Source organism: Gordonia oleivorans (assembly GCF_040044975.1).
In the GTDB taxonomy this organism is placed as follows: Bacteria; Actinomycetota; Actinomycetes; order Mycobacteriales; family Mycobacteriaceae; genus Gordonia; species Gordonia oleivorans.
Genome location: NZ_JBDZDI010000006.1, coordinates 232,206 through 257,038 on the forward strand (window position 1 = coordinate 232,206; position 24,833 = coordinate 257,038).

Below are 24,833 nucleotides of genomic sequence, written 5' to 3' on the forward strand. Positions count from 1 at the left end.
GGTGGGTGGGACGGCACCGGGTCTGCGCGATGTGCTGGCCGATCGCTACTGGGTCTTCGGCGTCTACCTGGTTGCACTGTGCGCGGTTTCGGCGATCGTCGCACGCCGGACGACGCCGCACTCTCTGCAGCCGCGAGCGCAGCGGGTGGTCTCTTCGGCATACGCGGCCCCTTGCCGCCACCATCACGCCGCGCGACACTGTGACCATGGCCACCGCGACCCCGCAGACGCTGGATGCGCTCGGTTCGCAGCTCCTTGCCGAGATCCAGAAGTCGACCGACGCCCAGCGTGAGGAACTGAACGAGATCTTCCGGAAGGCCGGGGACCTGACCGATGAGGCGCACGACCTTCCCGATGGGGCGCGGGACGCCCTCGATGATCTGGTCAGCGACCCCGACTGGTTCTCCCTGCTGATGTTCCTCGTGGTGAGGCTCAGCGCCCTCGACGATCACCTGACCGTCGGCGCGATGCAGCCGCCGGGCTGGTCACCGATGATCACGCTGACCTACACCGTCGACGCGCAGGCTGCGGCGACGCTGGGCGTCGCACCTCTCACCCACACCGATGCCGCCGGGAATCCGCTGTCCCGTGGCATCTTTCTGCGGATCCACAAGGACGTCACCGCGAACTTTCCGGTTGCCGGCGGGATCGGGCTGTCGCTCGCGGCGCACGGCGCCGGTCAGTGGACCTTTACGTTCGGGAAACCTCTCGGCAAACCGGTGACGCCGGCGACCGTCGCCGCCACCCTGTTCTGGGACCCGCCTGACCTCACCGCGACTCCGGTCACGTTGACCACCGGAAGGGCCGCGGCCACAGTCGATCTCAATTCCCAACCGGTGGCCGGGGCAAAGCCGTATGCGTTGACGATCGCACTCGGCGATGCCACGACGCCTGCGACGGCCGGGATGCGCGCGCACATCGATCTCGGGTCGTCGTTGGGTGTTCTGTCCGAGGTCATTTCGATCGCGACCATCGACGAGCAGTACAGCCCGACGTACACGCGGCCCGCCGCGGGACCGCCCACCTTCGATCTCCATCACCGCAGTGCCTGAGTGAAGGGCTGAACCATGAGCGACGGAGTGCACACCGACGTCACGTTTGTCGTCAACGGCGCGGTGGTGCCCTTCGCTCCCGAACTCGGCGCCGACATCGGTATCGACATCACCGGCGGACCACCCGGCATCACCGTCGGGGTCGATCACATCGTCGTACACACCGGCCTCCAGATCGATTTCACCGCAGCCGAATTAACCGTTCGACCGGTCATCACACCCCAGGCCCCCGACGGTGGGCACGCCGCGATCGACCTTGCCGGCATCACCGGTGGCGGCTACATCCGCCACAACAAGGCAACCCGCGAATGGCTCGGCGCGATCGCCGCCGACCTCGGACCCGTGGATGTCACCGGCCTGTTCATCATCGGCCACGTCGGTGGCGATCCCAGCATCCTGACGGTCCTCGGTATCCACTTCACGCCGGGAATCCAACTGAGCTTCGGCTTCGAACTCACCGGTGTCGGCGGGCTCATCGGCATCAACCGCCGCGCCGACACCGACCTCATGCGTCACCGCCTGGCCGGTGGCGCCGTCGGCAACGTACTGTTCTCCGACGACCCGGTCGCCAACGCCCCGGCGATCCTCGACGATCTGAGCAGGTTCTTCCCAGCCGCCGCAGGCACACTCATCGTCGGGCCCACCCTGCAGCTCAGTTGGCTCTCGCCGATCGTGCGCGCCGACGCCGCCGTGCTCATCGAGCTGCCCGGTCCGTCGAAGATCGTCCTCCTCGGAACGCTGCGGGTGCTCATCGGCGCCGACGAGAACCTCGCATTGCTGTTCTTGCGCATGGACTTTCTGGGTGTTGTCGACCTGCAACGGCAACTGATCTCCGTCGACGCCGCGCTGGTCAACTCCCATGCCATGGGCATCTTCCGCCTCACCGGCGGGATGGCGTTACGGATCTTCTACGGCCCCAATCCGTATGTGCTGCTGAGCATCGGCGGGTTCCATCCGCGGTTTGATCCGGGACCGCTCGATCTGCCTTCGATCGCCCGGGTCGGGGCGGCGTTGGAGGCTCCGGTCGGGGTGTTCCTGCGCCTGGAGATGTACACCGCCTTCACGCCGAACACACTGCAGGCGGGGGCACGGGTACAGGCCGGAATGCGTCTGGGGCCGTTGAGTGTCGACGGCTTCTTCCAGTTCGACGCACTGATCACGTTCAAGCCGTTCACCTTTGACGTCGACTTCGCCGCCGGCTTGGCCATTCGGGTGTTCGGCGAAACCTTCGGCAGCATCACCGTCTCCGGTCGCGTCACCGGGCCCGGCCCTCTGGTGGTGCGTGCCCAGGCCAGCGTCAAAGTCTTGTTCGTGCGGGTGCGGGGCAGCGCCACGTTCGAACTCGGTTCGCGCAATGGTGATTCCGTTCGTGCCATCCCCAGTCTGCTGACGGCGGTCGCCGAGGAACTCGCGCAGCGCGAGAATCTGCGAGCCGAGGGCACCGACCCGTCCATTCGGCTGCGCCGCAACATCGCCCGCCCCGAGAACATTGCCCTCGTCTCGCCGACCGGCACGCTGATGTGGACGCAGAAACGGGTCCCCCTCGACACCGACGTCGACCGCTTCGAGGGAGCACCACTGGCGGGATCGGGACATCGGCTGCACGTCACCGCATCCGGCGTCGGCGGCACCACCGAGGAGCGTGAATGGTTCAGTCCAGGATCGTTCACCGCACTGGATCTCAAGTCCTCGCAGACGCTCAACAATCCGGGTTTCGAACACCTCCCGGGCGGCATGCGCATCGTCGGCGGTGGGGCGGTCACCTCCGGGGATGCGGTGGCCGCATCGCTGACATTGCATCTGAAGAAGGTGCCCGGCCCCACGTCACCACCCTTTCTCGTGACCGGCGTCGTCGGCTACCGGGTTCGCGGGCTCCTCGACGCGGTGCGGGAGCGCGACACCACGCCGACGGTTGCGGCCCGCCCGGCCGCGGTCAGCGTCACCGACGAGACCTTCCGAACGGCCGACGCCAGCGAAGTATCGGCCCCGACCACCGCTCTTCAGGCATTCCAGCAGTCCCGGACATCCGCGACCGCATTCCCCGTCGCCGACGCCGACATCAGCGTTCCCCTGTGACCATCGACCCTCGAGGACTCAGCCATGCCTGATCCCGCCGGACTCTCGTTCACCAGTTGGCGGCGCTCCGCGCTGTACAGCCTCGCCCAGGCTGCCCCGGTCGACGGCCGACTCACCGGCCGGCTCAACCTGTCCATGACCGATACCGCCGAACCCGGCGTCACCACACCGGGATCGGTACCGTTTCACTTCATCGCGCCCCGCGACATCGACGGCATCGATCCACGCACCGTGCTGCGGACCGCCCCGGCCACCGGGGTCGTCGACGCGGAGACCACCAAGATGGTGCACATCGACTTCGCCGATCCCGCTCTGCCGTGGCAGTATTCGCCCACCCGGGCCGCCGGTGCGGCGCTGCGCCCGTGGATGGTGCTGCTGGTCGGGGAATCCGCCGACATGCAGATCGACCGGACCGCGGGACGGATTCGGGTGCAGCCGAGCGTCATCGCCGACCTCAACCTCACCCGCTCACACGTGTGGGCTCATGTGCAGCGCGAGGACGGCCGCGGTGAGATTGCGCGGTTGGTCTGTCCGCATCGCGTGCCGGGCGCCGCGGGCGGTGAACTCCTGATCGCCCATCGCGACTACACCGCCGCGGTGGTGACCGCGTTCGACGACGCCGCGGGTCCCGCGTGGACGGGTCCGATCGGATCGCCGATCGAGCTGACGTTGCTGTACTCGTGGAGTTTCCGCACCGGCGACTCCGGCGACTTCGAATCCCTGGCCACCGCCATCGACCCGGACAGCGCGGCCGGATTGGGCACCGCACCACTGCGATACGCACGTGGCGCAGTGCGGGCCGACGTCCATGTGCGGGGCGCGATCAGCACCCTCGCCGACGACACCCCGGCCGAGATCACCGAGGTCGACCGCCTCCGCGACGACGTGTCGGCGCTGCTCGCCGACGCCGAGGCGTTGGCCGATCCGTTGGGGCGCAGCGTCATCGGCCCACCCCGGTACGGACGCAGTTGGGTGACCGATCCGCGCACCACCACCTGGGGCACCACCCTCAACGACGACCCTCGGCTGCGCGGTACCGCCGCCCTCGGCGTCCGGATGGGTCAGGACGCCCAGGACGATCTGGTGGCGGCCATCGTCGCCGAGCTGGGCGCCACCACCCTGGCGGCACATCTCGTCGCTCACCTCGCCTTCGGCGTCGAGATCGGTGGATCACTCTGGCGGCGAATGCTTCCCGACGACCCGACCGAACAGGTGGCGCTGCTCGCACCGCTGCTGCGTCGACTGCGCGCGACCACCGGGTCGGCGATGGAGGCGATCACCGGGGCCGAGAGCCCCCTGGTCCCAGAAGTGTTCTCCACCGCGGCCCGCCGCATGCTGCGGCCCCGCACCGCACGCACTCGTCACGCCACCGCACCGGTCACCCATACCTCGGCCATCGGATACGTCAACACGTGTCGCATCGATCCGGTGCCGACCGGCGACGGATTCCCCGGCATCGACAGCGTCGCAGAGGCTCTCGGGGCACCACCCGCCGAGGAGCTGCTGCGCGATCCGCGTGGCCACCTCGGTGTCGAGTTCCCCGTCGACATCGTGGTGTCCCTGCTGCCGCAGCCACCGAAACCACGGTGCAATCCCACCTATCTGGGTGGTGTCGCCGGGGTGATCACCCCCAGTCTCGATCCGCGAGGACCGAACTCCCCCGGCCGTCGACGCGTCCAGTCCCGCATCCGAGGCCTCGACATCGGGGATCTCCGCCCGCCCGAGTATCCCGCCGGCGTGGACTATCCGACCTGGATTCTGCTGCGCGACAGGGCCAAAGAGTGGCTCCTGCCCGGCGTCGGCACCCTGGATCCCGATTCGGTGGTCGCCATGCAGACCAACCCGACGTTCATCGACGCCTTCCTGGTCGGGATCAACGAGCAAGTACTCGGCGAACTGCGTTGGCGGACCATCCCGATCGACCGATCGTCCACCCCGCTGCTGTCGTTCTGGCGGCACATCGATTTCCGGACCGGTGCCCGCGTTGCCGACATCCGCGGCGTCGGCGACTGGGCCGACACCAGCGACCTCGGCGGCCCCGAACATCAGGTTCCGACCGGCGTCGACCACGGCGCCACCGGCGATCTGGTCCTCGTGTTCCGCACCGACCTGTTCCGCCGCTATCCCAAGACCCTGGTGTACCTGGTTCGCAAACCCGTACCCGACAATCCGGCAACCGTCGACCAATTACTGCGTCAAACACCGGGATTCCTCGATCCATCGGGAAGCGGCAAGCACATCGCACCCAACTTCCAGGGCACCATCAGCCGCGACATCGTCTTCTTCTCCTTCGACATCGACCCGGGCACCCTCGAGAAGTTCTGGGTGGTGCTGGACGAACCGCCCACCGAGTTGCGGTTCCGCCGATTCAGCGGAGAGGCCGACGACGCGCTGGCCGCTCCCCTCGGTGAATCCGCCACCACGTCAGCAGCATTCGCGAACGCCACCCTCGACCATCCGACCCGCGTCGCCTTCGACGGCGCCGACCTCAAGGCACGCGGCCTGGCGATAGGAACTCCGTGATGACCGAGAGCACAGCGCTGTTCGATGCACGGGTGGCGGCGGTTGAGTTCGCCATCGCCATAGCCGGCGGCGCCGAACCACCCGAACTCATGGGCGTTCCGTTGGCCGTGCCGCTGCGCGAGCAGCTCGAGGTCGAGCGCCAACTCCTGTCGGAAGCTCCAGCCGACGAACGCAGCGACCACTACGGCGAAGTCACCATGCTGGCCTGGCTGCAGCACCGCACCGCCGGTGAGATCGCCGACGCCGCAGCCAAGGACCCGGTTCATCAGGCGAACTCGCCTCACGGATCCCCGCCTCCCGCCGTCGACCTTGTCGTCGCGACCACCATCGCCGCCATGCGTCCCGGACCACGCACCTCGGTACCGGATCTCAGAGCGGCAGTGGGTGATTCGTCCGTCAACAGCTTGGTGGCCATCGCCCGCGCCGCGCGACTGGCCGACCCGATCGACCTGCGGGCATATCTCTGGCGTGACGTCGGCGTCCTGCTGCCGGTACGGCTGGAAACCATTGTCAGCCAGGACTCCTCCACCGATCCGTGGATCATGCGACTGCGCATCATCCCCGACGAACCCAGCGTACTGCGCCACGATCCCGAACCCACCGACACCGAGATCGCCCTCGTCACCGCCATGTGGCAACAGCTCTACGACAGTCTTCCCCCAGCCGTTCAGCAGACTCGCTACCTCAAGTGGTTCGATCAGGACCAGCTGATCTCCGCGCCCTGGGAAACGTTGTGCAGCAGGTTCGGCGGCCCGCGGGCAGCCTGGTTGGTCGGATCGTTCCCACCGAACCGGATCGTGGCGGGTCAGATCCACATCGACGCCGGCGCGGCCCACCCCACACCTCCGAATCGAGTGTCCGGGCTACCGCCGACCATCGAGGTGTGGTGCGACTTCGGCGGTGGTGCAGAACGCGTCCACGTCATCGACATTCCGCAGAGTGACCTTCCGTTCGATGTCGTCGGCGCGGACCTCGTCGTCGACGAGGAAGGCGATCCGACGGTGGTCGAGCCGACCGATCGGTGGTGGGTGTCGTTCGAGGCCGCCATGGAGGTCGGTCTGGGGGCGACCTTCGAGTTGCCGGCGGGGCATTCGCCGGATGACGTTGCGGCGCTGTATGTGGTGGGTATCGGCGATGACTCGCCGGAGGACCATTTCGCCGAACTCGTCAATGCCGGTGGGATGTCGCGAGTTCCGTTGGGTACGCCGACCAATACTGTCGACGGTGCCAACGCCGCCGATCTGGGCGCTGACCCGCAGACATGGCTGGCGATCGCGCGTCGACGGCTTCATGACGACCTCTCTGACCCGTGGGTGTCGCTGCCGCTGACCGGTGACTTCTTTCGTCTGGGTCCCATTCCCGGCAGAGGCGACTTCGACGGACCTGCCGGCCTGGATCGCCTCCTCGTCCAGTCGGCGTGGCCGGTGTTGTGGGGGCACCATTTCCGGGATCTGTGGGCGTTTGGTCCGGACACCGACCGACTCGGGCTCTGGGCCGCCACCAACCTTTCACCTCAAGGTCCCTACCCGCCCATTCGCATCAGCGAGCAACCGTACGGACTCCTGCCGACGTCGGTGATGGGTCGGTGGTCGGTCGACGATGAGGCAGACGCCGACTGCGAACCTCGAATGGCGGAGGTACTGAACCGCATTCGGGAGGTGGCCGAAACGGCCGCCGTCGGTGGATCGGGTGCTGATTCGCCGACCGCCGCCGGCGCCTCCCCGGACCGTCTGATGGAACTGATCGGCGTGGACGCGGTGTCCCACGACTACGTGTATCGGCCCTTCTTCTCGGCCGAATTGTGGCAGCAGCTCTACGTCAGTGCGGGCGTCGACGCCGATGCGTTCGAGGAGAAGGTGGCCGATGTGGTGGCGTTGGCGAAGGATCTCTACGCCCAGGACCCCGCCCGCACCTACTTCGGCGTCGGGGAGGCCACCACCCTCGAACTCCCGCTCGTCGTGCCCACGCGGTGGCCGCACTGGTACACCGAGGAGATGCCGGTCGGCGAGGCGATGGCGCAGGTGCTGAAGGAGATAGCCACCGTCTCTGGGCTGGACCTGCCCGGCATCTGGGGCGGCGAGGGGAGAGAACGGGGGATGATGCCCGACAGCCTTCTGATCCGGATGCTGTGGCAGTCCAAGTTGACGGCCGAGGCCTATGTCGTGCGCGACTTCCTCAAACTCACCGACCCGATGCTCGATCATCCGTACGTCGAGCTGAACGGCACCGAATTGGGCGCCTACGCCTATCAGTACGACGAGACGCTCGGCTACAGCGGACCGGCCTACGATCTCGCGCGGACGGTGATCGACGGCATCACGCAGCTCTGCGACATCGTGACCTTGCCGGGCGCCGTCGAGCAGCTCGAGTTCGCTCTGCGTGCCACCCTCGACACGGCCACTCACCGCATCGACCCATGGTTCACAGGTATGGTGTCGCGACGGTTGCGGGGACTCTCGGAGTCGCCGACCGCCCGCCACCGGCTCGGTCTGTACGGCTGGGTCGACGGGCCGCTGCTCGGGTCACCCGGCCCCACGGATGCCGGTGTCCTGCATACACCGTCTCATGAGCAGGCGCTCACCGCGATCATTCTGCGTGACGCCGAGGTGCCGATGAGCCTGGAGTCGAACAGCATTCGGCTCGCCGACGAGATCGCCGACGAGGTGCGTATCGGTGCCCATCCGTTCGAGGCGATCGGACGCCAGGTGGAACGGGTGATCGCCGGCCACGACGACGTGGAGACGGTGCGAAAGCGGTTCCCGCTGCGGCTCGATCGCCCGGATGCGGCGCGGGTCTGCCACGGCATCGAGGCTCTCGACACGCTGCTCGGGCCGACCGGCGGGACCGTCGTCGACATGGACGTCGACGGCCGGCGGGATGGACTGAAGGAGATCCGGGCGGCCCTGGACACGTACGGCGACCTGCTGGTCGCGGAGGGGGTTCACCAGGTGGTCAGCGGACGACCCGACATCGCCGGCAACGTCATGGATGTCGCCGCCGGGTTCGCCACTCCCCCGAAGCTTGATGTGGTCCGTACGCCGTTGGCGGCGGAAGCATTGCGTACCAGCGTGATCAGTGTTCTTCCCGTCGCCCCTGCGGGTGGTGGTGACGGCCCGGCGTTCATCGCTGACCCCTCGGTGGCGGCGGCGATCGAGGCGCAGTCCGGGGCGGCCGACGAGTGGGTGTGGGTGGGTGCGGCCGTCGACGGCGCGCCGGCACCGCGGGCCACGCTCGCCGATCTCAAGCTGACTCCCGCCGATGCCGCGGCCCTCGCGCCGGATCTGCTCGGCGACCTCGCGGCGTGTGTGCTGGGTGGTCCGCCCGATCCCGTTGCCTCCACGGCACTTCGGCGGCATCGTCGGGCGACCGATGTGCTCGACTCTCTCGGAGCGCCGGCGTTTGTCGCCGACGTGGTGTCCGACGCTGCGAGTCTTGGTCCGGCCGAGATCGCCGCGCTCGATGGGGGTATCGCCGACGATCTGCTGGTGCGGTACAACACGTTACGAGCTGTTGCCACTACAGTCGCCGGCATATTGACGAATGTTTCCGGTGGCGGTGACGCCGAGGCGTGCGCGGAGGCACTGTCGTCGGCGCTGCGATGGGGTGTGGTCCCGCACGTCGAAGGCGCGCGACGACCGGCGGTGTTGTCGGCGATGCTGGGAGTGGCGCCGCCCGCCGATCTGGCGCCTGCGTCTGTCGTCGAGCTCCGTGACCTGGCCGGCAAGGCAGCGACCGCTCTGACGGTCCGTGTCGACGCCGCGCCGGAACTACCCGCGACAGCCCCGGATGCCCAGGAGATCCCGCGTGCCGACGAGACGATCGCGCGAGCCATCGTCGAACTCGCCTCACCGACAGGACGAGTCGGCGTGCTCGCGTCGATGAAGCTCGGAGACCTGCTGCGGGTCACCGGGATCGATCCCACCGAAGACAACGATCTCGACGAGGATTGGTTGTCGGTGTGCGCGGCGGTCCGCCCGCACCTGGCGCGGGTGGAAGCGCTACAGCTCGAGGCGATGGTGCCGTCGGCCTTCCCTCCGCTGCTGACGTGGAGCAACTCGCGCGAGGATCATTGGCAGCGGGAGGCATTGGCCGACTTCGTCACCGAACGCAACCGGCGTGCCGACCCCAGCGGGTCGGTACCACGGTTCGTCGCCGCGCACTCGACGGACCGGCTGGATGGTGATCCCGAGGCACAAGTGTCGGTTGGGCTGGTCGACAGCTGGGTGGAGTCGGTGCCACGTCCCGTGCAGACCACCACGGCGGCTTTCGGTTTCAATGCGCCGACGTCTCGTGCGCCGCAGGCGATCCTCATTGCGGTACCTCCCGAACTCAGCGACTTCGGTGCGCCCCTGGACGAGGAGTTGCTCGTCGAGATCGTCGCCGACACCCGGCTCAGCGCACGGGCCCGTGCCGCCGGCCCTCATCAGTTCGGCGGTTTGCAGGCGGCGGTGGGGACCGCAATGTTCGCCGCCGCCTCTCCGACCGGGCTGCGCCTCGATACCGACACGAGCTATCCGTGACGTCGTCTCTACGTGAAAGGAGGCTGCTGCCATGGTGATTCGTGTGGACTGCCACTACCGTCTCGATCCGCATCCGCGTCAGCAGGATTTCACCACGGGCTTCTCCGCCCGCATCGCCGATCCACTGTGGTTCCTGACGCGCCAATGGCAGATGGGTGAGATGCAGGGCGAGAACGCGAGTAGCCCGGTCCGGGTGGACTATTCGACGGTGACCACTCCGATCGACCCATCGCCGGTGGCGCCCGACATAGACCCGACCAAGGTGCCCGCCGAGGCGATCATCGAGGATGAAGACACCGGATGGTGGACGATGGGACGCCGGTTGCGGATCGGCCGGGTGCTGGCGGATCGGCTCGGCGACGTCGACGCGGAGTATCGGTTCTCGGCGCCGCCACCGCCGTACGAGAACCTGGTCGGCGCAGTCGACGGCCTGGCGATGTGGCGTGATCCGGACCCGTTGGGCCTCGGCGACGCCGACTTCGTCGCCGTCGGCGTTCCGGCTCGGCGTGGATCTGCCTGGCAGCCTGATGAACTGGTGTATGCCACGGAGTTTCCCACCGGTGACGACGGATCGCCGATGCTGCGAGTGCCACGCCATCGGGGCGGCGAGGTGGACTGGTTGAGTACCGATGCCTCCGGTGCCGGGTTCGCCGGTGACGTGGTGGCGTCGCATGCGTATCCGGCGCAGTTGGAGTATCCGGGTGCACCGGCGAGCCGGTGGTGGGAGATCGGGGATGCCGCCGTCGACATCGGCGGGTATCCGCCGGACAGTGCGCATCCGGTGACCGCCATGCTGATCTCGTTGATCTGCTCGCACGCCGACGATTGGTTCCTCTTCCCGATCGACGTGCCGGCCGGTCATGTCAGCACACTGCTGGACGGCGAGATCGAGGTGACCGACTCTTTCGGATGCACGTATACCGCACGGGTGCCGGATGATTGGTCGATGTTCGGGATGTCCGGAGCCGACCCGTGGTCGCTGGTGGTGTGGCTTCGCGCGCTCACCCCGGTCGAGGGTCCCGCCATCGAGGAGGTGCTGTTCGGGCTCGATGAGTACAGCAATCTGCTGTGGGCCGTCGAGGAGCGTATCGACGGACGGGAGGCGGCCGCGTCATCAGCGTCCGCCGAGGCTCCCGCCGCTGCAGCACCGACGATCGATCCCGGCGCGCGGCGCTACAGCTATCTCCCCGGCACCACACCGACTCCGTTCTGGCATGCGTACGGGGTCGACGAGGTCCGCGTGAACGGGCAGTTCCGACGACGGTTGGTACAGCGGCGAATTGCCGATCTGTCCGGTGAGGAGCCGACGTTGGTCGACGCGCCGGTCGCCGAAGTGTTGCGTGTGCACACCGCCGACGGTGAAGTGGTCCACGAGATCGAACCGGCGACCATCCCGTCGATCGGAACCCGAATCATCCGTCGCCACAAGCTGGCTCGGGACGTGGACGGCAATCCGTGCTTGTGGGTCGAGCGGCAACGTCAGCCGGTGCTACGACCACCCAGTCAACACGTTCGGTTCGACGAGTTCGTCGAGCGGAGCCTCGACTGACTTCCGTTGACAGCACTCTGAATTACGTTGACCGCACTCCGTTCCAACGCCATGCCTCAGAGCAGAACCAGCCCTACCACCGGAGGTCTCGACACCTCCTCGGCTAGCGCCTCGTCGGCTCGACCGACGGAAAATAGTGGGCATCAATGCAATTCAAGCCGGCTGTCAGTGAACGAGAGAGGCCTATCCGGGGCCAGAGATACGCACGACCACGCCGACCCTTGCCCATTTCTAGACATCTGCCGAGTAGCCTCGCGACAAAACCCCAGGTCACGGACGTCCGATACTCGACCACATGTCTAGAAATGGGCAAGAGGGGTCAGCAGTAGGCCGGTTACCTCCGCGATTTCCATGTCGCCGCAGTCGACCGGTGATAGAAGTCGGCCGATGTTGCGCGAGTGACGGGCAGGGAGACGAGCACCACCACGGTGGCGACGACAATGACGAGGACAGCGACAACCATGATCAACCTCACGAGGTGTTGCAGGTGTACCGTCGTCCCCGACACGACCGGTGAGTTCGCGTCCATGATCCCGACCCCGTCGCCGTGCGACAAGCCCTTCGTGCACAAGCTAACCCGGCCGGCGCGGCTGTGTCAGAGGTCATCCGGGCACTATCCCGAACGGCGTTCGTCACTCACCGACAGCATCGCCGCGAACCGCTCTCGCCCTCACGGCGCCCGCCGCGGATCCGACACGGTCACCGTCGCACCATCGGGACGAACGCACTTGATGACGTAGCCGGTGTCCGGGACTTCGGCTGCGCCGTAGATGTTGCAGTTCCAGCCGTCGACGGTGGCACCGTGATCGCCGCGGCGGATACCGGGGTCGTTGTTGAAGTTCTCGATGAGGGTGATCGCGTCGGGGCAGGACAGTTCCCCGGACGTGACCACCACATACGCCCGCCACTCGGGTGCCGGACCGCACGTGGAGGGTCCGGCCGGCATCACCGAGGTGGTCGTGAGTTCCGGAGCCAGCGTCAGGCTGCTGGCCTCGGGTTCGAGTTCGTCGAGCACCGTCGGCAGTTCGGACGCGTCCACCGACGACACCGGCATCACGTCGTCGACGGCGTCGGCGTCACCGTCGACGGTCGCCGTGCAGGCCGCCACCACGCACCCGGCGACCAGCGCGGTCGCGGACACAAGCACACGGCGGATGATCGGCATGTGCGGTATTCAACCCGCTGCCCCGCCGGATGGCGCGTGCTCGTGTCGGATTCGTCCGTTCGGTCCACACGACTCCGCCGGTCCGGCCCCGAGGAAGTGGGAGCCGGACCGGCCGAGTCAAGGTTCGTTGCTACTTGGTTGCCGAGGGGAACGTGGCCTCGATGACCGTCCAGATCAGCTGCGCCAACGGTGTCGCGATCACCGCCGGAATCCCCTGTCCCTGAAGCGCAATGGACAGCAGCGGGATGGTGATCACCGACCAGTCGAAGTCGGCGAAGAACTGCTTGAGGGCGTCCTGGATGAAGTCCGAACCGAGGTCGGAGGACCCCGTCGACGACGACCCGGTGGACGTGTCCGGCGTCGCGGTGCCCGTGGTGCCCTCGCCGGTGGCGCCCTCGGTGGTGGTACCCGTGGTGTCGTCGTCGTAGGCGACCGCGGCGAGCACCGCGTGCTCGACGGTGAGCCTGTCGGCGGCGGTGGGTGTCACGCCACGCTGACCGTCGAGAACCCAACCAGCGGCGGCCGCGCCCGCGGAGTCACCGGCGGCGGCCGCGTGCGCGCCGATGGCGGTCCAGTCCAGACCGATCGCCGACTGCGTCGACGCCGGCACCGGCGTTGGATCGGCGAGTGCCGGACCCGCGGCGATGGTGGTGCCGATGGCTGCCGCCACGGCGAGAGTGGTTGCGCGCATGCGCATTCCAGAGAACATGAACAATCTCCCCCGAAGATTGATGTGGTGGATACTGAAATTACCTGTGCCGCAGATCAACTCGCGACACATGCTCCCTGGGCGAGGTTCCGGGCACGTGCCGCCGAGTTGGCGTAGTACGTGGCGGTACCCCCGTCAGGAAGTGTGACCTCGCAGACCTCGGTGGCCCCGATGGCGTCGAACTGCTCCTGGGTGATGACCTCCCCGGCGCCGCAGGGTCCACCGGTTGGATCGCCGACGACGACCACCCAGTACATCCCTTGGTAGGGCGGAGATATTGCGCACCAGACGATTTCGTCGCCATTGGCGGTGAGCTTCATGCCCGCGGGCAATTCAGCGGTGGTGGAAGCGGACGTGGGTCCGCTACTGACAGGTGATTGGCTGCACGCAGACATGGTGAGCGCCGCGAAGACGCCTACGATTCCTGCGATGATGCCCCGACTCATCATCATGAGGTGAGCTTAAGGTGTGGATCGGTCGATCCACCATGCGTGCACGCGAGAGTGAGACAGGACTCGCTTCCAGTGTCATCGAGTGACGGGCACCACAGATGCGCGGGCGTCTCGGTGCGTCACTGCGCCGGGCTCACCGCTCCACCGGAGAGGGTGCGGTAGGCGTACGTCGACGCGATGAGGGTCACCGGGGCCGAGACGAGCAGTCCGACACCGCAGAGGATCGCGCCGACGATGTTGAGCACGATCACCACGACCGCGAGCAGCAACAGTGAGCCGACGTTCTTCGACGTCAGATTGAAGCTGGCCTTGAGTCCGTCGACCGCCGACAGATTGCGGTCGATGACGAAAGCGAAGGTGTACCAGAGCAGGAACGTGGCGATCAGGCCGGGAATGATGAGCAGGATGTAGCCGATCGTGGTGATCACCCACACGAGGATCGCCGCGATGAAGACGTTGCCGAGGTTGTTCCACTTGAAGAAGTCACCGATACCCGGCTTGCGGCCGTCGAGTTCGTCGAGCGCGCCGCGGGTGAACGCGGCCTGCACCAGCACACTGAGGATTCCGGATACCAAGCCGGGAATGATGTTCGACGTGACACTCGTCGACTCATAGTCGAATCCCCTTGCGGCGCTGTCGATCACCGCGACGATGATGAACGCGATCAACGAGATGCCGATCCACGTCCCGGCGTTGGCCTTGAACTTGTTCCAGCCGTAGCTCAATGCCGTTCCGAGGTCGAAATCGGCGGGGCCGGTGGCATATCCGCCGGGCGCCGCGGGCGGTGGCGGATACTGCCCGTAGGGCTGGTCGGACTGCGGTTGGCCGCCGTACGGTTGGTTTCCATATGGCTGGTTGCCGTAGGACTGATTGCCGTAGCCCTGGTTGCCGTAGGGGTCCTCCGGGTTGGGCGTGCCACCGGGGTTGTTCGGGGGATAGGTCATGTCGCTCCTCGGTGTGATGACTGTCCCGACACGCGGACGGTGACACGATCTGCCCTGGTATCGCAATGGAATGGTTCGAATCGATTCGGAATCGTGCCTTGGCGCGAGGGGCGCGAGGGCAGGCTCACACCGGTCGGTCAGCGACGCGGCAGCGAATCCGGCCATACTTGTTCACGATGCGTTCACCTGACCTCTTCCATGCCCTTGTGCTGCTGAACCTGCTCTTCGCGTGCGGGCTGTGGACTCTGCTGCGGCCGAGTATCCGCGCGGCCGTCGTGCTGGTGCTGGTGGCCGGGGCGTGGGTGATCTGGAATCGTCCGCTCGAGGGGGCCGTGCTGCTCGCCGTGACCAGCCATAACGGCGTCACCGAATCGGATCTGCTGTCGGCGGTGGCGGTCGGGATCGCGGTGTGGGCGGTGACGGTCACGGCCCGTCAACGCACCGGACGGCACACCCCGACGCGGATGCGGTGACCTACCGCGCGAGCACCGACGCGGTGTACTTGGGTTGCCAGTCGTTGGTGAGCAGCGCGCCGAAGTTGTCCTCGCGGTTGTTGGCCGAGGTCCCCCAGTCGCGCACCGAGTAGATGAACGCGGGCCCGCAGTAGCCGGAGTTCTTGGCGGCGCTGAGGACGTCGAGGATCTGGGTGGCCTGCTCCTGCTGACTGACCATCTCGTTGACCCCGAATCCCAGCGACCCGGTGGAGCCCGACGAACTGGTGGTGTCCGAGGTGGTCGTCGGCCGGGTGGGCGCGCCCATCTCGGTGATCCAGATGCGCTTGGCGGAGTCGCCGTAGGATTCCATCACCCCTCGGATCTGTTGCAGTTCCGTCCAGCCGTTGGGGGTCGCGGAGATGCCGCCGGGAAAGACGTAGGGATGCATTGCCGCGGCGTCGAAATAGCTTTTCGCGCCTGCCGCATACATTTTCGTGACGAAATCCACGGCGCCGGCATCAGGGCTCATTCCGGCGGCCACCACCGTCGATTCGGTTCCCGGCAGTTTCTGTTTGACCGCTGCGTAGGCCGCTTTCAGCAGGGCCGTGTACTCGGTGGGATTCGACGGTGTCAGACCCCAGAATGCGGGCAGGTTCGGCTCGTTCCAGATCTCGAATCGTGTGACGTCGTCGTAGCGCGCTATCACCTTCTGCAGGAATGCGCCGAGCGTCGCCGGGTCGGACGGCGGGGCGTAGATGCCGAGTTGGCCGGGTGCCGCGGCTCGCCGCGCCCATGTCGGAGTGGTGGTGACCAGCGCGAGGACCTTCAGGTTGCGTGCGCGGGCCGCGGCGACCAGACGATCGGGGATGGTCCAGTCGTAGCTGCCCTTCGTGGCCTCCACGCTCGACCAGTCGATGAACACCCGCAGCCACTGCGCATGCGTCTTCGCCACCGCGTCGAGCTCGCGGTTCACGTCGGCCGCGCTGAGGTACTGGGTGGCGGCGCCCTGCGAAAAGCCGTAACCATCGTCCGGGGCGGGGACGTCGGCGGCGCGGGCGGTCGGGTTGGCGATCGTCACGCCGAGCAGTGCAATCACCACGGAAATGACCGCGATGAATGTCGTCACCCATGTCCGGCACGTGATTCTGCGGGCATTCACTGCGAGCCTCCCGATGACTCTGTGGGCATTGTTTCGAAAGTGTATTCACGGCGTGCGGCGCTCGGTGGGGAAATGGCGGGACGGGTGAGTGGTCCCGGAGCGTGCCGGGACCGGCCGGGTCGGCGTCGCATAGCATTGCCGGGTGGAGATGCCGGGCCTGCGACGCCGTGACCTGCTGCGTGCGGGTCTGCTGGGTGCGACGGGCCTCGCGGTGGCGGCCTGTTCGTCGACGACGCCTGCGGAGACCAGTTCCTCGGCGGCCCCGCCGCCGCGACGGTGGGGCGCGTTCATTCCGTCGGTGATGCCGATCGCGGGGACCACGCGCACCCCGCTGCAGCAGCTGACGAATCTGGCGGGCGCGCCGCCGTCGTATGCGCACTGCTTTGCCGCGATCGGCGACGAGGTGCCGCTGCGCACGCTGTCGGCGATCATCGAGTTCGGCGCGACTCCCCTACTGACGCTGGAACCGTGGCGTCCCGACGGCGGGATCACCCAGCCCGCGTATGCGTTGTCGCAGGTGGCCGCCGGTCGGTACGACACCGAATTCGCCCGTTGGGGACGCACTCTCGCGTCGTGGGGCAAACCGGTGCTGCTGCGGTTCGCTCAGGAGATGAACGGGACGTGGTATCCGTGGGCGGTCGGCGTGAACGGCAACACCGCCGCCGACTACCGCGCCGCGTGGACGCGGATGCACACGGTGATCAGCGCGCAACGTCCGGGCACACTGGAGTTCGTGTGGGCGCCCAACACACTGACCCTGGGCACCAGTCCTTTTGACGACGCCTACCCCGGACCCAACCTGGTGGATCGGCTCGGCCTGGACGGCTACAACTGGGGTGATGTGCCCGGCCATCACTGGCAGAGCGCCCCCGACCTGTTCACGTCGGGTCTGGCGGCGTTGGCACGTCTGGATTCCCGCCACCCGATCCTCATCACCGAGGTCGCCGCCGCCGAGGGCGAGGGTCCCGACGCCAAGGCCAACTGGATTCGCGACTTCTTCGGTGTCGTCGAAAACCACTCGCGGGTGCAGGGATTCGTCTGGTTTCAGATGGACAAGGAACGGGACTGGCGTTTCAATTCGACGCCGGCGAGCCTGGCCGCGTTCCGGCAGGGACTGGCGACGATGGTCGGCGGCTGACCTGGCGGATTGTCCGAATTGGTCTCTTCGGGGGACAGTGACACCTGCACCCGGACTGGTAGGAACACGGGAGATCGTGTGAAAGGCGAACAAGTATGACAACGCAGCAGTGGCCGCCGACTCCCCCGACCCCGCCGCCGGGTGATCAGCCGCCGACGGGTGGGCAACCGCCGTCGGGTGGGTCGTCGGGTGGGGGTAAGAAGCCGCTGCTCATCATCGGCGCCATCATTCTCGGACTGTTTGCGCTGCTGCTGTCGTGCGGGATCGGCGGGGTGATCGGCTCCGGCGGGGACACCGCGGCCGCGCCGAGCACCACGACGGTGACCAGTGTGTCGACGGTGACGGTCACCGAATCGCCGAGCACCAGTTCGAGGGCGTCGTCGTCGGCCCCGGCGTCGACCTCGGCGGTGCCGAACGCCAGTACGGTCCCCCGTGGGCTCATCCCGACCAGCACCGAGACCCCCGAGCCGACCACCACGATTCCCCGTGTGCCGACCACCACGCAGGCGCCGGGTGCGTACTACTCGAGTTGCGCCGATGCCCGCGCGGCCGGGGCGGCTCCGCTGTATCTCGGCGAACCCGGCTACCGGCCGGGCCTCGACCGTGACGGCGACGGGGTTGCCTGCGACCAGAATTGACGGGTCGCGACGGCTGGATCCGCCGGATACCGACATAAACGCGGTGTGAGAGGCCGCCCGTGTCGATATACGACGCGAAGGCCCTGTGACACCGCGTTTGTATCGGCGTTTGGGGTGAGATCGGGCGGCGAGGCGATATAACCGGGATGGCTCAGCGGATCGGAAACAATAATTGCTTCCGATAGGCTGAGCGGTCCCGATTATATTGGCGCACCGAGTAGTTCGCACCGACCAACTCCCGTTGGCCGAGTGCCGGTGAGCTTGCGAGTCGGTGTATCTGCCCGGCGGATACACTCGCTCGTTCCTCGCGAGCACTCGGCCAGCGGGGGTTACGTCACGAGCAGTCCGTCGTCCAGCGGGGTTGATCTCGCCGGATGTATCGGCCTGTGGGGTGGGATCGGGCGGCGAGGCGATATAACCGGGATGGCTCAGCGGATCAGAAACAATAATTGCTTCCGATGGGCTGAGCGGTCCCGATTATATTGGCGCACCGGCGGGTTCGTGCTCGGCGATGGTGCGGAGAGCTGCGGGAGTGGCCTCGACCTCGACGGCGGATACACTCGCTCGTTCCTCACGAGCACTCGGCCAGCGGGGTTACGGTCGGCCAGCGGGGGTTGATCTCGCCGCAACGGCACCAGCACCGGATACAAACGCGGTGTGAGAGGCCGCTCGTGTCGATATATACGACGCGAAGGCCCTCTCACACCGCGTTTATATCGGCCTGTGGGGTGGGATCGGGCGGCGAGGCATTATAACCGGGATGGCTCAGCGGATCAGAAACAATAATTGCTTCCGATAGGCTGAGCGGTCCCGGTTATATTGGCACATCGGCGGGTTCGTGCTGGACGGACAGCCTTCACGACACCCAGCCCAGCAGCTCCCAGCACCGGGTCACCCGGTCTCGACACGACCTCCGCTGGCGCTCCGGTCGGCTCGACCATCGAATTGAATTGCAGCCCAGACCAAGGGGCAGCGCCCGGGTCAGCTCGACCATCGAATTGAGTTCCAGCCCGGATCAAGGGACGACGGTCGGTTCGGCTCGACCAGCGAATTGAGTTGCCGCCCAGACCAAGGGACGGCGCCCGGGTCGGCTCGACCAGCGAATTGAACTGCAGCCCAGACCAAGGGGCAGCGCCCGGGTCGGCCCGACCAGCGACTTGAGTTGCAGCATCAGAGCTACCTCGCCCGATAGTCGAAGCGCGCCTTGTCGAGTTGTTTGGTGAGGGCCGGGCCGAGAACGCGTGCGGCGGTGGCGGTCAGGTGGGATTCGTCACGGTAGAAGAGAATCTTGTTGCGGGCCGGGAAGCAGGTATTGCCCTCGCACAGAAGATCATTGACCGACAGGGTGAGGATGTCGCGGTCGCCGCCGCGGGCCTGTTCGGTGAGGATGGGTTCGTGGCGGACGACGTCGTCGAGGTGGAAGTTGCATTTCGTCCAGTCGTCGAGGGCACCCGACATGCAGTCGGCGATCTGGAAATTGGGGTACGGGGTGTCGGCAAGGTAGACCAGTTCGGCACCGGTGTCGCGGAGCCGGGTGAGGCTGTCGTCCCAGGCCGCGGCCGACTCCTCGTAGGTGGGTACATACGTCGACAGTGACGAGAACACGATGACCTTCGGCTGGATGGCCGCAATCTGGTTGAGGGTGTCCTCCCGCCAGCGGATGCAGTCCTCCTTGTTGAACGGGTCGGGTCGTCCGCGTTGCGGCAGGATGTTCTGCACCGGGCAGGCCGCCTTGGTGAACTGGTAGATCCGCCAGCCGTGCGCATTCCCGATGTCGCGCATCGTCTCCGCCCACTGTTCGGCGTGCGAGTCACCGAACAGCACCACCGGGATACCGTCACCGGGCCCGAAGGCGCATTCGTGTGGTGGGCCGTACTCCCCCACCGGGACCAGGCATTCGTGGGGTTCGGGACGGTCGTCGTAGGCCTGGAACGGGTTGGGTACCACCGGTCCCGACGTGGCCGAACTCTCCTGCCCGAACACCGACTGATAACTCAACGTGGCGTTGGTGATGGTGTCCTTGCTGGCGATGTTGACGGTCACCACGCCGACGACCATCGCCGTCGCCAACCCGATGACCAGCCCGGTCAGCCCGACCGAGATGGACGCCGAATTGTTGCGCTTCAGTTCGGCATTGCGGATGATCGGCTCTTCGAAGTACAGCGTCGAGGCGGTCGCGATCAGCAGCGACACCCCGCTCACCGCGAGCAACGCGGGCCAGGTGGTGATCCCGGTCTGCGTCTCGAAGAGCACCAGCGCCGGCCAATGCCACAGGTACCACGAGTACGACACCCGACCGAGAAAACGCATCGGCGGAAACGACAGCAGGAATCCGGGGGCGAACCATGCTCCGGGACTGACCTGTCCGGACAGGATCAGCAGGGCCGCCGCCAGCGTCGGCAGCAGTGCCGCCGTTCCCGGGTACGGCGTGGAGGCGTCGATGAGGACCGCCGATGCGACGATGCCCGCGAGCCCGGCCCACCCCAGCAGGATCGCGAACGCTCGCGCCGACAGCGCTTTTCGCGACCACCACGCCAGCAATGGTTCGATCACGGCGAGCAGTCCACCGACCCCGAACTGCCAGACGCGGGTGTAGGTGGCCATGTACGCGGTGGCCGGATCGACCGGGGTGAGCCGGATCGCCCAGATCAACGACCCGATGGTCAACAGTCCGACGACCAGCGCGATGGACCAGCGGATCGAAAGGTGTCTGCGCAGTGGGGTTCTCGCGACGAGGATGGCGGCGAAGAAGATCGTCAGCGGCCACACGAAGTAGAGCTGTTCCTCGATGGCCAGTGACCAGAAGTGGGTGGCGAGGCTGCCGTCGATGGCGCCGGCGAGGTAGTCGGCGTTCTGCGCGATGAAGTGCCAGTTCGCGAGATTGGCTGCGGCGGCGAGCAAGTCGATGGCCTGTTTGAACACCCGCAGCAGCGGCATCGTCAGCATCGCGCCGATCAGCGACACCACGATCACCAGGGCGGCGGCCGGGATGATCCGCCGGAAGCGCCGGGCGTAGAACCCCTTGAACGACAACGATCCGCTGCGTTCGAACTCCCGGATCAGCAGGCCGGTGATGAGGAACCCGGAGATGACGAAGAAGATGTCGACGCCGACGAACCCGCCGTCGAGTCCGGGGATGCGGGCGTGGAACAGGACGACGAGCAGCACCGCGACGCCGCGGAGCCCGGCGATGTCGGTGAAGAACTTCGAGGTGTGCGGTGCGGTCACGACGTCGTCCACGGCAACATGATGTCGAAGACACCCAATGCCACCGCCCCGATGAACACGATGACGGCGGTGTAGCCCACCACTTCCCACACGGTGATGCGGTTCCAGTTCGGGGCCGTCGGGCGGCGGTCGGTGATGCTGGGGCGGGGCAGGGTGTCGCGCGGGGGAACGTCGGCCTGCGGGGTCGGCTCCGCCGCACCGAACCGGTCGGTGTCCACGTCGTCGGGACCCATCTCGTATCCGGGCACGTCCGCGATCCGCGGAATGCGCTGGGTGGGATGGTCGTCGGGGTCGGTCCAGCCGTTCATGCCGACACCTTCGATCGTCCGCGGGAGAACAGGATCCGCATGAATTCGACGAACAGGGGGAGGGCGAGATAGGTGTAGACGCAGGCGAATCCGACCATCATCCAGAATGAGGCGAGTCCGTGGTAGCGGATGTCGCGCAGGATGAACACCCAGAACACGATCAGCGACGCCCCCAGCGACACCGCGCCGAGGATGCTGATGGAGCGGGCCAGCGAGTTGGACTTGCCGACGACTCCGGTGGGCACCCAACCGATTTCGCGGCCGATGATCTTGTGCAGGATGGCGATGGCGTGGGCGAAGCTGTAGGCCATCTGGATGCGCAGCACCTCGAATCGCCAGCGGGTGCGCGACACCAACGGGAACATCACCACATACACCCACAGCCCGAACAGGAACGGCACCAGCTGCCAGGGCCGGACGTCGTCGGGGAAGGCGGTCACCATGATGACGCCGGGCAGGAAGACCAGGAAGACGTTGAATGCGGTCGTCAGGTAGTAGAAGACCCCGGCCCAATGGGCCATCGCCTGCCGGAAGGTCATCCGTTTCGGCTCGGCCACAACGGTATTGCGCACCCGCGACAGCGATCCCATGCACCAGCGGTACTGCTGGTTGAGGAAGCCGGCGAGATCCGACGGGCACAGTCCCCGTGAGAGCACCACCGGCACATAGCGAATCAGGTAGCCGGCCTGCTGCAGGTGACGGCCGGTGTGCAGGTCCTCGCTGTGTTCGATGGGGGCGAACCCGCCGACCGCCTCGAGGGCGCTGCGCCGGTAGAGGGCCGATGTGCCAACGCAATTGGCGGCGTCCATGCGGTCGCGGGACGGCTGCACCCACCGGTAGAAGAACTCCTGGGTGGCGCCGGCGGTGCGTTGGATCCAGCCCATCGTCTCGGTGGTGGCGAAGCATTGCGGACTCTGCACGATGGCGACCCGCGGGTCGTCGAGGTAGGGCATCAGGTGCGCGAGGAAGTCGTGGCGTGGGCAGAAGTCGGCGTCGAAGATGATCACCACGTCACCGGAGCTCTGGGTGAATCCGTAACGGAGGTTCCCGGCCTTGCGGAGGTGCCCGCGGTCGGGGCGGAGGTGATAGCGGAATCCGAATTCGGCGGCGAGGTCGCGGACCTCGTCGGAGGCGGCGTCGTCGAGCACGTGCACGGTGAGCTCACCCGGCCAGCACAACGCCGCGACGTGAGTGTAGGTGGCGCGCAGGATGGCCAGGCTTTCGCCGCAGGTCGGCAGGAACACGTCGACGGAGGCGAACACCCCGCCGTCGGGAACCCAAGTGGCAGCACACTGTTGATGTGTGCGCCAGGTCACATGACGTCGGCTGAGGCCGGTCGCCAGGGACAGCAGGGTGCCGATGGCGTTGAGGCCCAGCACCACCAGCGCCGGCCACAGCCAGGGGTGCGCGGTGGCGAAGGCGGTCAGCGACCACGCCGACAACCCGAACGCGATCAGCAACGCGAGCTGCACCCATCGCATCTGTGGGCCCAGGTATTCGTAGATCTCGTCGTCGGCGGGCGCGACGATCGCCTCGGGGTCGGCACTGATTTCCGGCGGCATCGACTTGCGCCGCCGCCTGTCGTCGACAGCGTCGTCGTCGGTCCCGATTTCTCCCCCGAGAAGCACACCCACGCGAAACAGAATCATGCACCCGCAACGCCAATGCAATCCGGCGTCGGCGGGCCCGCTACCGTTCTCCGTGTGTTGTTGCGGAATCGGATGGCCGGTGCGGTGGTGGCGGTGTGCACCGCGATCGTCGTCGTCGGCTGCGATTCCGCGGCACCGGAGGCCGTGCACTCCCCCGCCGCGGCACCCTCGCCGGCGGCGGCGACCCTGGCGGCGCGCGGGCAGGTGGTGTCGTCCACCGATCCGCTGACCGCGTGGTCGTCGTACCTGCCGTCGGAGACGCGCGCCACCCGCATCGTGTATCGGTCGGTGTCCGGGGTCGACGGCGCGGCCACCACCGTCTCCGGTGCGGTGTTCGTTCCCGGCGGTGACCGGCCCGCGGGCGGCTGGCCGTTGATCGCCTATGCGCACGGCACCACGGGTGTGACCCGCGATTGCGGGCCGTCCGACCGCGCGGACATGTTCGGTGACATCCGGGCCGTCGCCGGCTTTCTGAACTCCGGATATGCGGTGGTCACGACCGATTATCAGGGTCTGGGCGAACGCACGAGCGGGCCGGCTCACCCCTATCTGGAGCCGCGGACCGCGGGCTACAACGTCATCGACGCCACCCGCGCGGCACGGTCGGTGGAGCCGACGATCGGCCCGGAGTGGGTGGCGGTCGGCGCCTCTCAGGGCGGCGCGGCGGCGTGGGCGAGCGCCGAGGAGTTCGCCGGTTACGGTCCGGGCGCCGGGCAGTTGGTGGGAGCGGCGGCGACGGTGCCCCTGCTCGACGCCGGTTACCTCGTCGATCGCGCCCAGTCGGGCGAACTGACGCCGTCACAACGGTGGCTGTATCCGATTCTGGTGAAGGGCGTCGCGCAGGCGAATCCGCAGCTCACCGCCGGGGATTACCTGCACGGGGCGGTCGGGCAGAACGTCGACGCGCTGGTGTCGTGTTCGGGGGAACGCTCGGGATTGACCGACGAGGTGAACGCCGCCGACGGCGACGCCTTCATGGCCGATGCCGCCGACGCCGACCGGCTGCGGGGCGTCCTGGACTCGATGTCGTTGCCGCGCACCCGAACCGACGTGCCCATCCTCGCGATGTACGGCAGCGTCGACGAGATCATCCCGGTCGACGTGATGGAAGTCACCCTCGGTCGGGCGTGCACGCTCGGGGACACCGTGACGAGGGTGCGTCGCGAGGGGCAGGGGCATTCGCTGGACCCCGGTGCACTGCTCGGACAGTGGATCGCCGCGCGTTTCGCCGGACAGCCGGCCACCGGTGATTGTTGAGGCGAATTTCCCGGACGAGAATTCCCTCGATC

17 protein-coding genes are annotated in these 24,833 nt (G+C 67.1%); 9 read left to right on the forward strand and 8 right to left on the reverse strand.

What is annotated here, in order from left to right; genetic code table 11:
• Positions 1-206: 206 nt before the first annotated feature.
• From ABLE92_RS12385 to ABLE92_RS12405, 5 genes are read left to right on the forward strand one after another with little or no spacing between them, the layout of a single operon-like run.
• Positions 207-1,052 (forward strand): hypothetical protein, encoded by an 846-nt coding sequence (locus ABLE92_RS12385; protein ID WP_348805058.1) that lies wholly within the window; start codon positions 207-209, stop codon positions 1,050-1,052.
• A 15-nt stretch (positions 1,053-1,067) separates the two neighbouring features.
• Positions 1,068-3,128: a DUF6603 domain-containing protein gene (locus ABLE92_RS12390; protein ID WP_348805059.1), complete on the forward strand. Its 2,061-nt coding sequence runs from the start codon at positions 1,068-1,070 to the stop codon at positions 3,126-3,128.
• A 24-nt stretch (positions 3,129-3,152) separates the two neighbouring features.
• Complete coding sequence (locus ABLE92_RS12395; RefSeq protein WP_348805060.1) at positions 3,153-5,651, forward strand: hypothetical protein; 2,499 nt, start codon at positions 3,153-3,155, stop codon at positions 5,649-5,651.
• Entirely contained in the window at positions 5,651-10,171 is a 4,521-nt protein-coding gene (locus tag ABLE92_RS12400) for a hypothetical protein (RefSeq protein WP_348805061.1), read from the forward strand. The genes ABLE92_RS12395 and ABLE92_RS12400 overlap by 1 nt, the downstream gene beginning before the upstream one ends.
• A 31-nt stretch (positions 10,172-10,202) precedes the next feature.
• Positions 10,203-11,720, forward strand: a complete 1,518-nt coding sequence (locus ABLE92_RS12405; RefSeq protein ID WP_348805062.1) for a hypothetical protein — start codon at positions 10,203-10,205, stop codon at positions 11,718-11,720.
• A 670-nt stretch (positions 11,721-12,390) separates the two neighbouring features.
• Here the strand turns inward: ABLE92_RS12405 and ABLE92_RS12410 are convergent.
• The 4 genes from ABLE92_RS12410 to ABLE92_RS12425 form a co-directional block, all read right to left on the reverse strand.
• Positions 12,391-12,885 carry a hypothetical protein gene (locus ABLE92_RS12410; protein ID WP_348805063.1) on the reverse strand — a complete coding sequence of 165 codons (495 nt, stop codon included), beginning with the start codon at positions 12,883-12,885 and terminating at the stop codon, positions 12,391-12,393.
• A 130-nt stretch (positions 12,886-13,015) separates the two neighbouring features.
• Entirely contained in the window at positions 13,016-13,576 is a 561-nt protein-coding gene (locus tag ABLE92_RS12415) for a hypothetical protein (RefSeq protein WP_348805064.1), read from the reverse strand.
• A 74-nt stretch (positions 13,577-13,650) separates the two neighbouring features.
• Positions 13,651-13,914: a hypothetical protein gene (locus ABLE92_RS12420; RefSeq protein ID WP_348805065.1), complete on the reverse strand. Its 264-nt coding sequence runs from the start codon at positions 13,912-13,914 to the stop codon at positions 13,651-13,653.
• Between the two features lie 251 nt (positions 13,915-14,165).
• Complete coding sequence (locus tag ABLE92_RS12425; RefSeq protein WP_348805066.1) at positions 14,166-14,990, reverse strand: DUF2189 domain-containing protein; 825 nt, start codon at positions 14,988-14,990, stop codon at positions 14,166-14,168.
• A gap of 176 nt (positions 14,991-15,166) precedes the next feature.
• Here ABLE92_RS12425 and ABLE92_RS12430 point away from each other — a divergent pair, with 176 nt between their 5' ends.
• Entirely contained in the window at positions 15,167-15,463 is a 297-nt protein-coding gene (locus ABLE92_RS12430) for a hypothetical protein (RefSeq protein ID WP_348805068.1), read from the forward strand.
• Position 15,464: 1 nt separating this feature from the next.
• Here the strand turns inward: ABLE92_RS12430 and ABLE92_RS12435 are convergent, their stop codons facing one another.
• Positions 15,465-16,550, reverse strand: coding sequence for a hypothetical protein (locus tag ABLE92_RS12435; protein WP_348805069.1), 1,086 nt, complete (start codon positions 16,548-16,550; stop codon positions 15,465-15,467).
• Positions 16,551-16,731: 181 nt separating this feature from the next.
• Here ABLE92_RS12435 and ABLE92_RS12440 point away from each other — a divergent pair, with 181 nt between their 5' ends.
• On the forward strand, positions 16,732-17,721 hold the full coding sequence (locus tag ABLE92_RS12440) for a glycoside hydrolase family 26 protein (protein WP_425476112.1): 990 nt from the start codon (positions 16,732-16,734) through the stop codon (positions 17,719-17,721).
• A 95-nt stretch (positions 17,722-17,816) separates the two neighbouring features.
• On the forward strand, positions 17,817-18,359 hold the full coding sequence (locus ABLE92_RS12445; protein WP_348805071.1) for an excalibur calcium-binding domain-containing protein: 543 nt from the start codon (positions 17,817-17,819) through the stop codon (positions 18,357-18,359).
• A 1,176-nt stretch (positions 18,360-19,535) separates the two neighbouring features.
• On the opposite strand, the gene ABLE92_RS12450 is transcribed toward ABLE92_RS12445, so the two are convergent.
• The 3 genes from ABLE92_RS12450 to ABLE92_RS12460 are packed head-to-tail and all read right to left on the reverse strand — an operon-like array spanning position 19,536 to position 23,457.
• Positions 19,536-21,599 (reverse strand): acyltransferase family protein, encoded by a 2,064-nt coding sequence (locus tag ABLE92_RS12450; protein ID WP_348805072.1) that lies wholly within the window; start codon positions 21,597-21,599, stop codon positions 19,536-19,538.
• Positions 21,584-21,895 carry a hypothetical protein gene (locus ABLE92_RS12455; protein ID WP_348805073.1) on the reverse strand — a complete coding sequence of 104 codons (312 nt, stop codon included), beginning with the start codon at positions 21,893-21,895 and terminating at the stop codon, positions 21,584-21,586. The genes ABLE92_RS12450 and ABLE92_RS12455 overlap by 16 nt, the downstream gene beginning before the upstream one ends.
• Positions 21,892-23,457 (reverse strand): glycosyltransferase family 2 protein, encoded by a 1,566-nt coding sequence (locus tag ABLE92_RS12460; RefSeq protein ID WP_348805129.1) that lies wholly within the window; start codon positions 23,455-23,457, stop codon positions 21,892-21,894. The genes ABLE92_RS12455 and ABLE92_RS12460 overlap by 4 nt, the downstream gene beginning before the upstream one ends.
• Positions 23,458-23,616: 159 nt before the next feature.
• Here ABLE92_RS12460 and ABLE92_RS12465 point away from each other — a divergent pair, with 159 nt between their 5' ends.
• Positions 23,617-24,801 (forward strand): lipase family protein, encoded by a 1,185-nt coding sequence (locus ABLE92_RS12465; protein WP_449741878.1) that lies wholly within the window; start codon positions 23,617-23,619, stop codon positions 24,799-24,801.
• Positions 24,802-24,833 lie beyond the last annotated feature (32 nt).

Coding starts and splice junctions, on each gene's coding strand:
- ABLE92_RS12465 (WP_449741878.1), top strand. CDS start 23,617: ATGGCCGGTGCGGTGGTGGCGGTGTGCACCGCGATCGTCGTCGTCGGC.
- ABLE92_RS12420 (WP_348805065.1), bottom strand. CDS start 13,914: ATGAAGCTCACCGCCAATGGCGACGAAATCGTCTGGTGCGCAATATCT.
- ABLE92_RS12455 (WP_348805073.1), bottom strand. CDS start 21,895: ATGAACGGCTGGACCGACCCCGACGACCATCCCACCCAGCGCATTCCG.
- ABLE92_RS12415 (WP_348805064.1), bottom strand. CDS start 13,576: ATGCGCGCAACCACTCTCGCCGTGGCGGCAGCCATCGGCACCACCATC.
- ABLE92_RS12460 (WP_348805129.1), bottom strand. CDS start 23,457: ATGCCGCCGGAAATCAGTGCCGACCCCGAGGCGATCGTCGCGCCCGCC.
- ABLE92_RS12410 (WP_348805063.1), bottom strand. CDS start 12,885: ATGCCGATCATCCGCCGTGTGCTTGTGTCCGCGACCGCGCTGGTCGCC.
- ABLE92_RS12405 (WP_348805062.1), top strand. CDS start 10,203: ATGGTGATTCGTGTGGACTGCCACTACCGTCTCGATCCGCATCCGCGT.
- ABLE92_RS12390 (WP_348805059.1), top strand. CDS start 1,068: ATGAGCGACGGAGTGCACACCGACGTCACGTTTGTCGTCAACGGCGCG.
- ABLE92_RS12400 (WP_348805061.1), top strand. CDS start 5,651: ATGACCGAGAGCACAGCGCTGTTCGATGCACGGGTGGCGGCGGTTGAG.
- ABLE92_RS12445 (WP_348805071.1), top strand. CDS start 17,817: ATGACAACGCAGCAGTGGCCGCCGACTCCCCCGACCCCGCCGCCGGGT.
- ABLE92_RS12385 (WP_348805058.1), top strand. CDS start 207: ATGGCCACCGCGACCCCGCAGACGCTGGATGCGCTCGGTTCGCAGCTC.
- ABLE92_RS12440 (WP_425476112.1), top strand. CDS start 16,732: ATGCCGGGCCTGCGACGCCGTGACCTGCTGCGTGCGGGTCTGCTGGGT.
- ABLE92_RS12425 (WP_348805066.1), bottom strand. CDS start 14,990: ATGACCTATCCCCCGAACAACCCCGGTGGCACGCCCAACCCGGAGGAC.
- ABLE92_RS12395 (WP_348805060.1), top strand. CDS start 3,153: ATGCCTGATCCCGCCGGACTCTCGTTCACCAGTTGGCGGCGCTCCGCG.
- ABLE92_RS12430 (WP_348805068.1), top strand. CDS start 15,167: ATGCGTTCACCTGACCTCTTCCATGCCCTTGTGCTGCTGAACCTGCTC.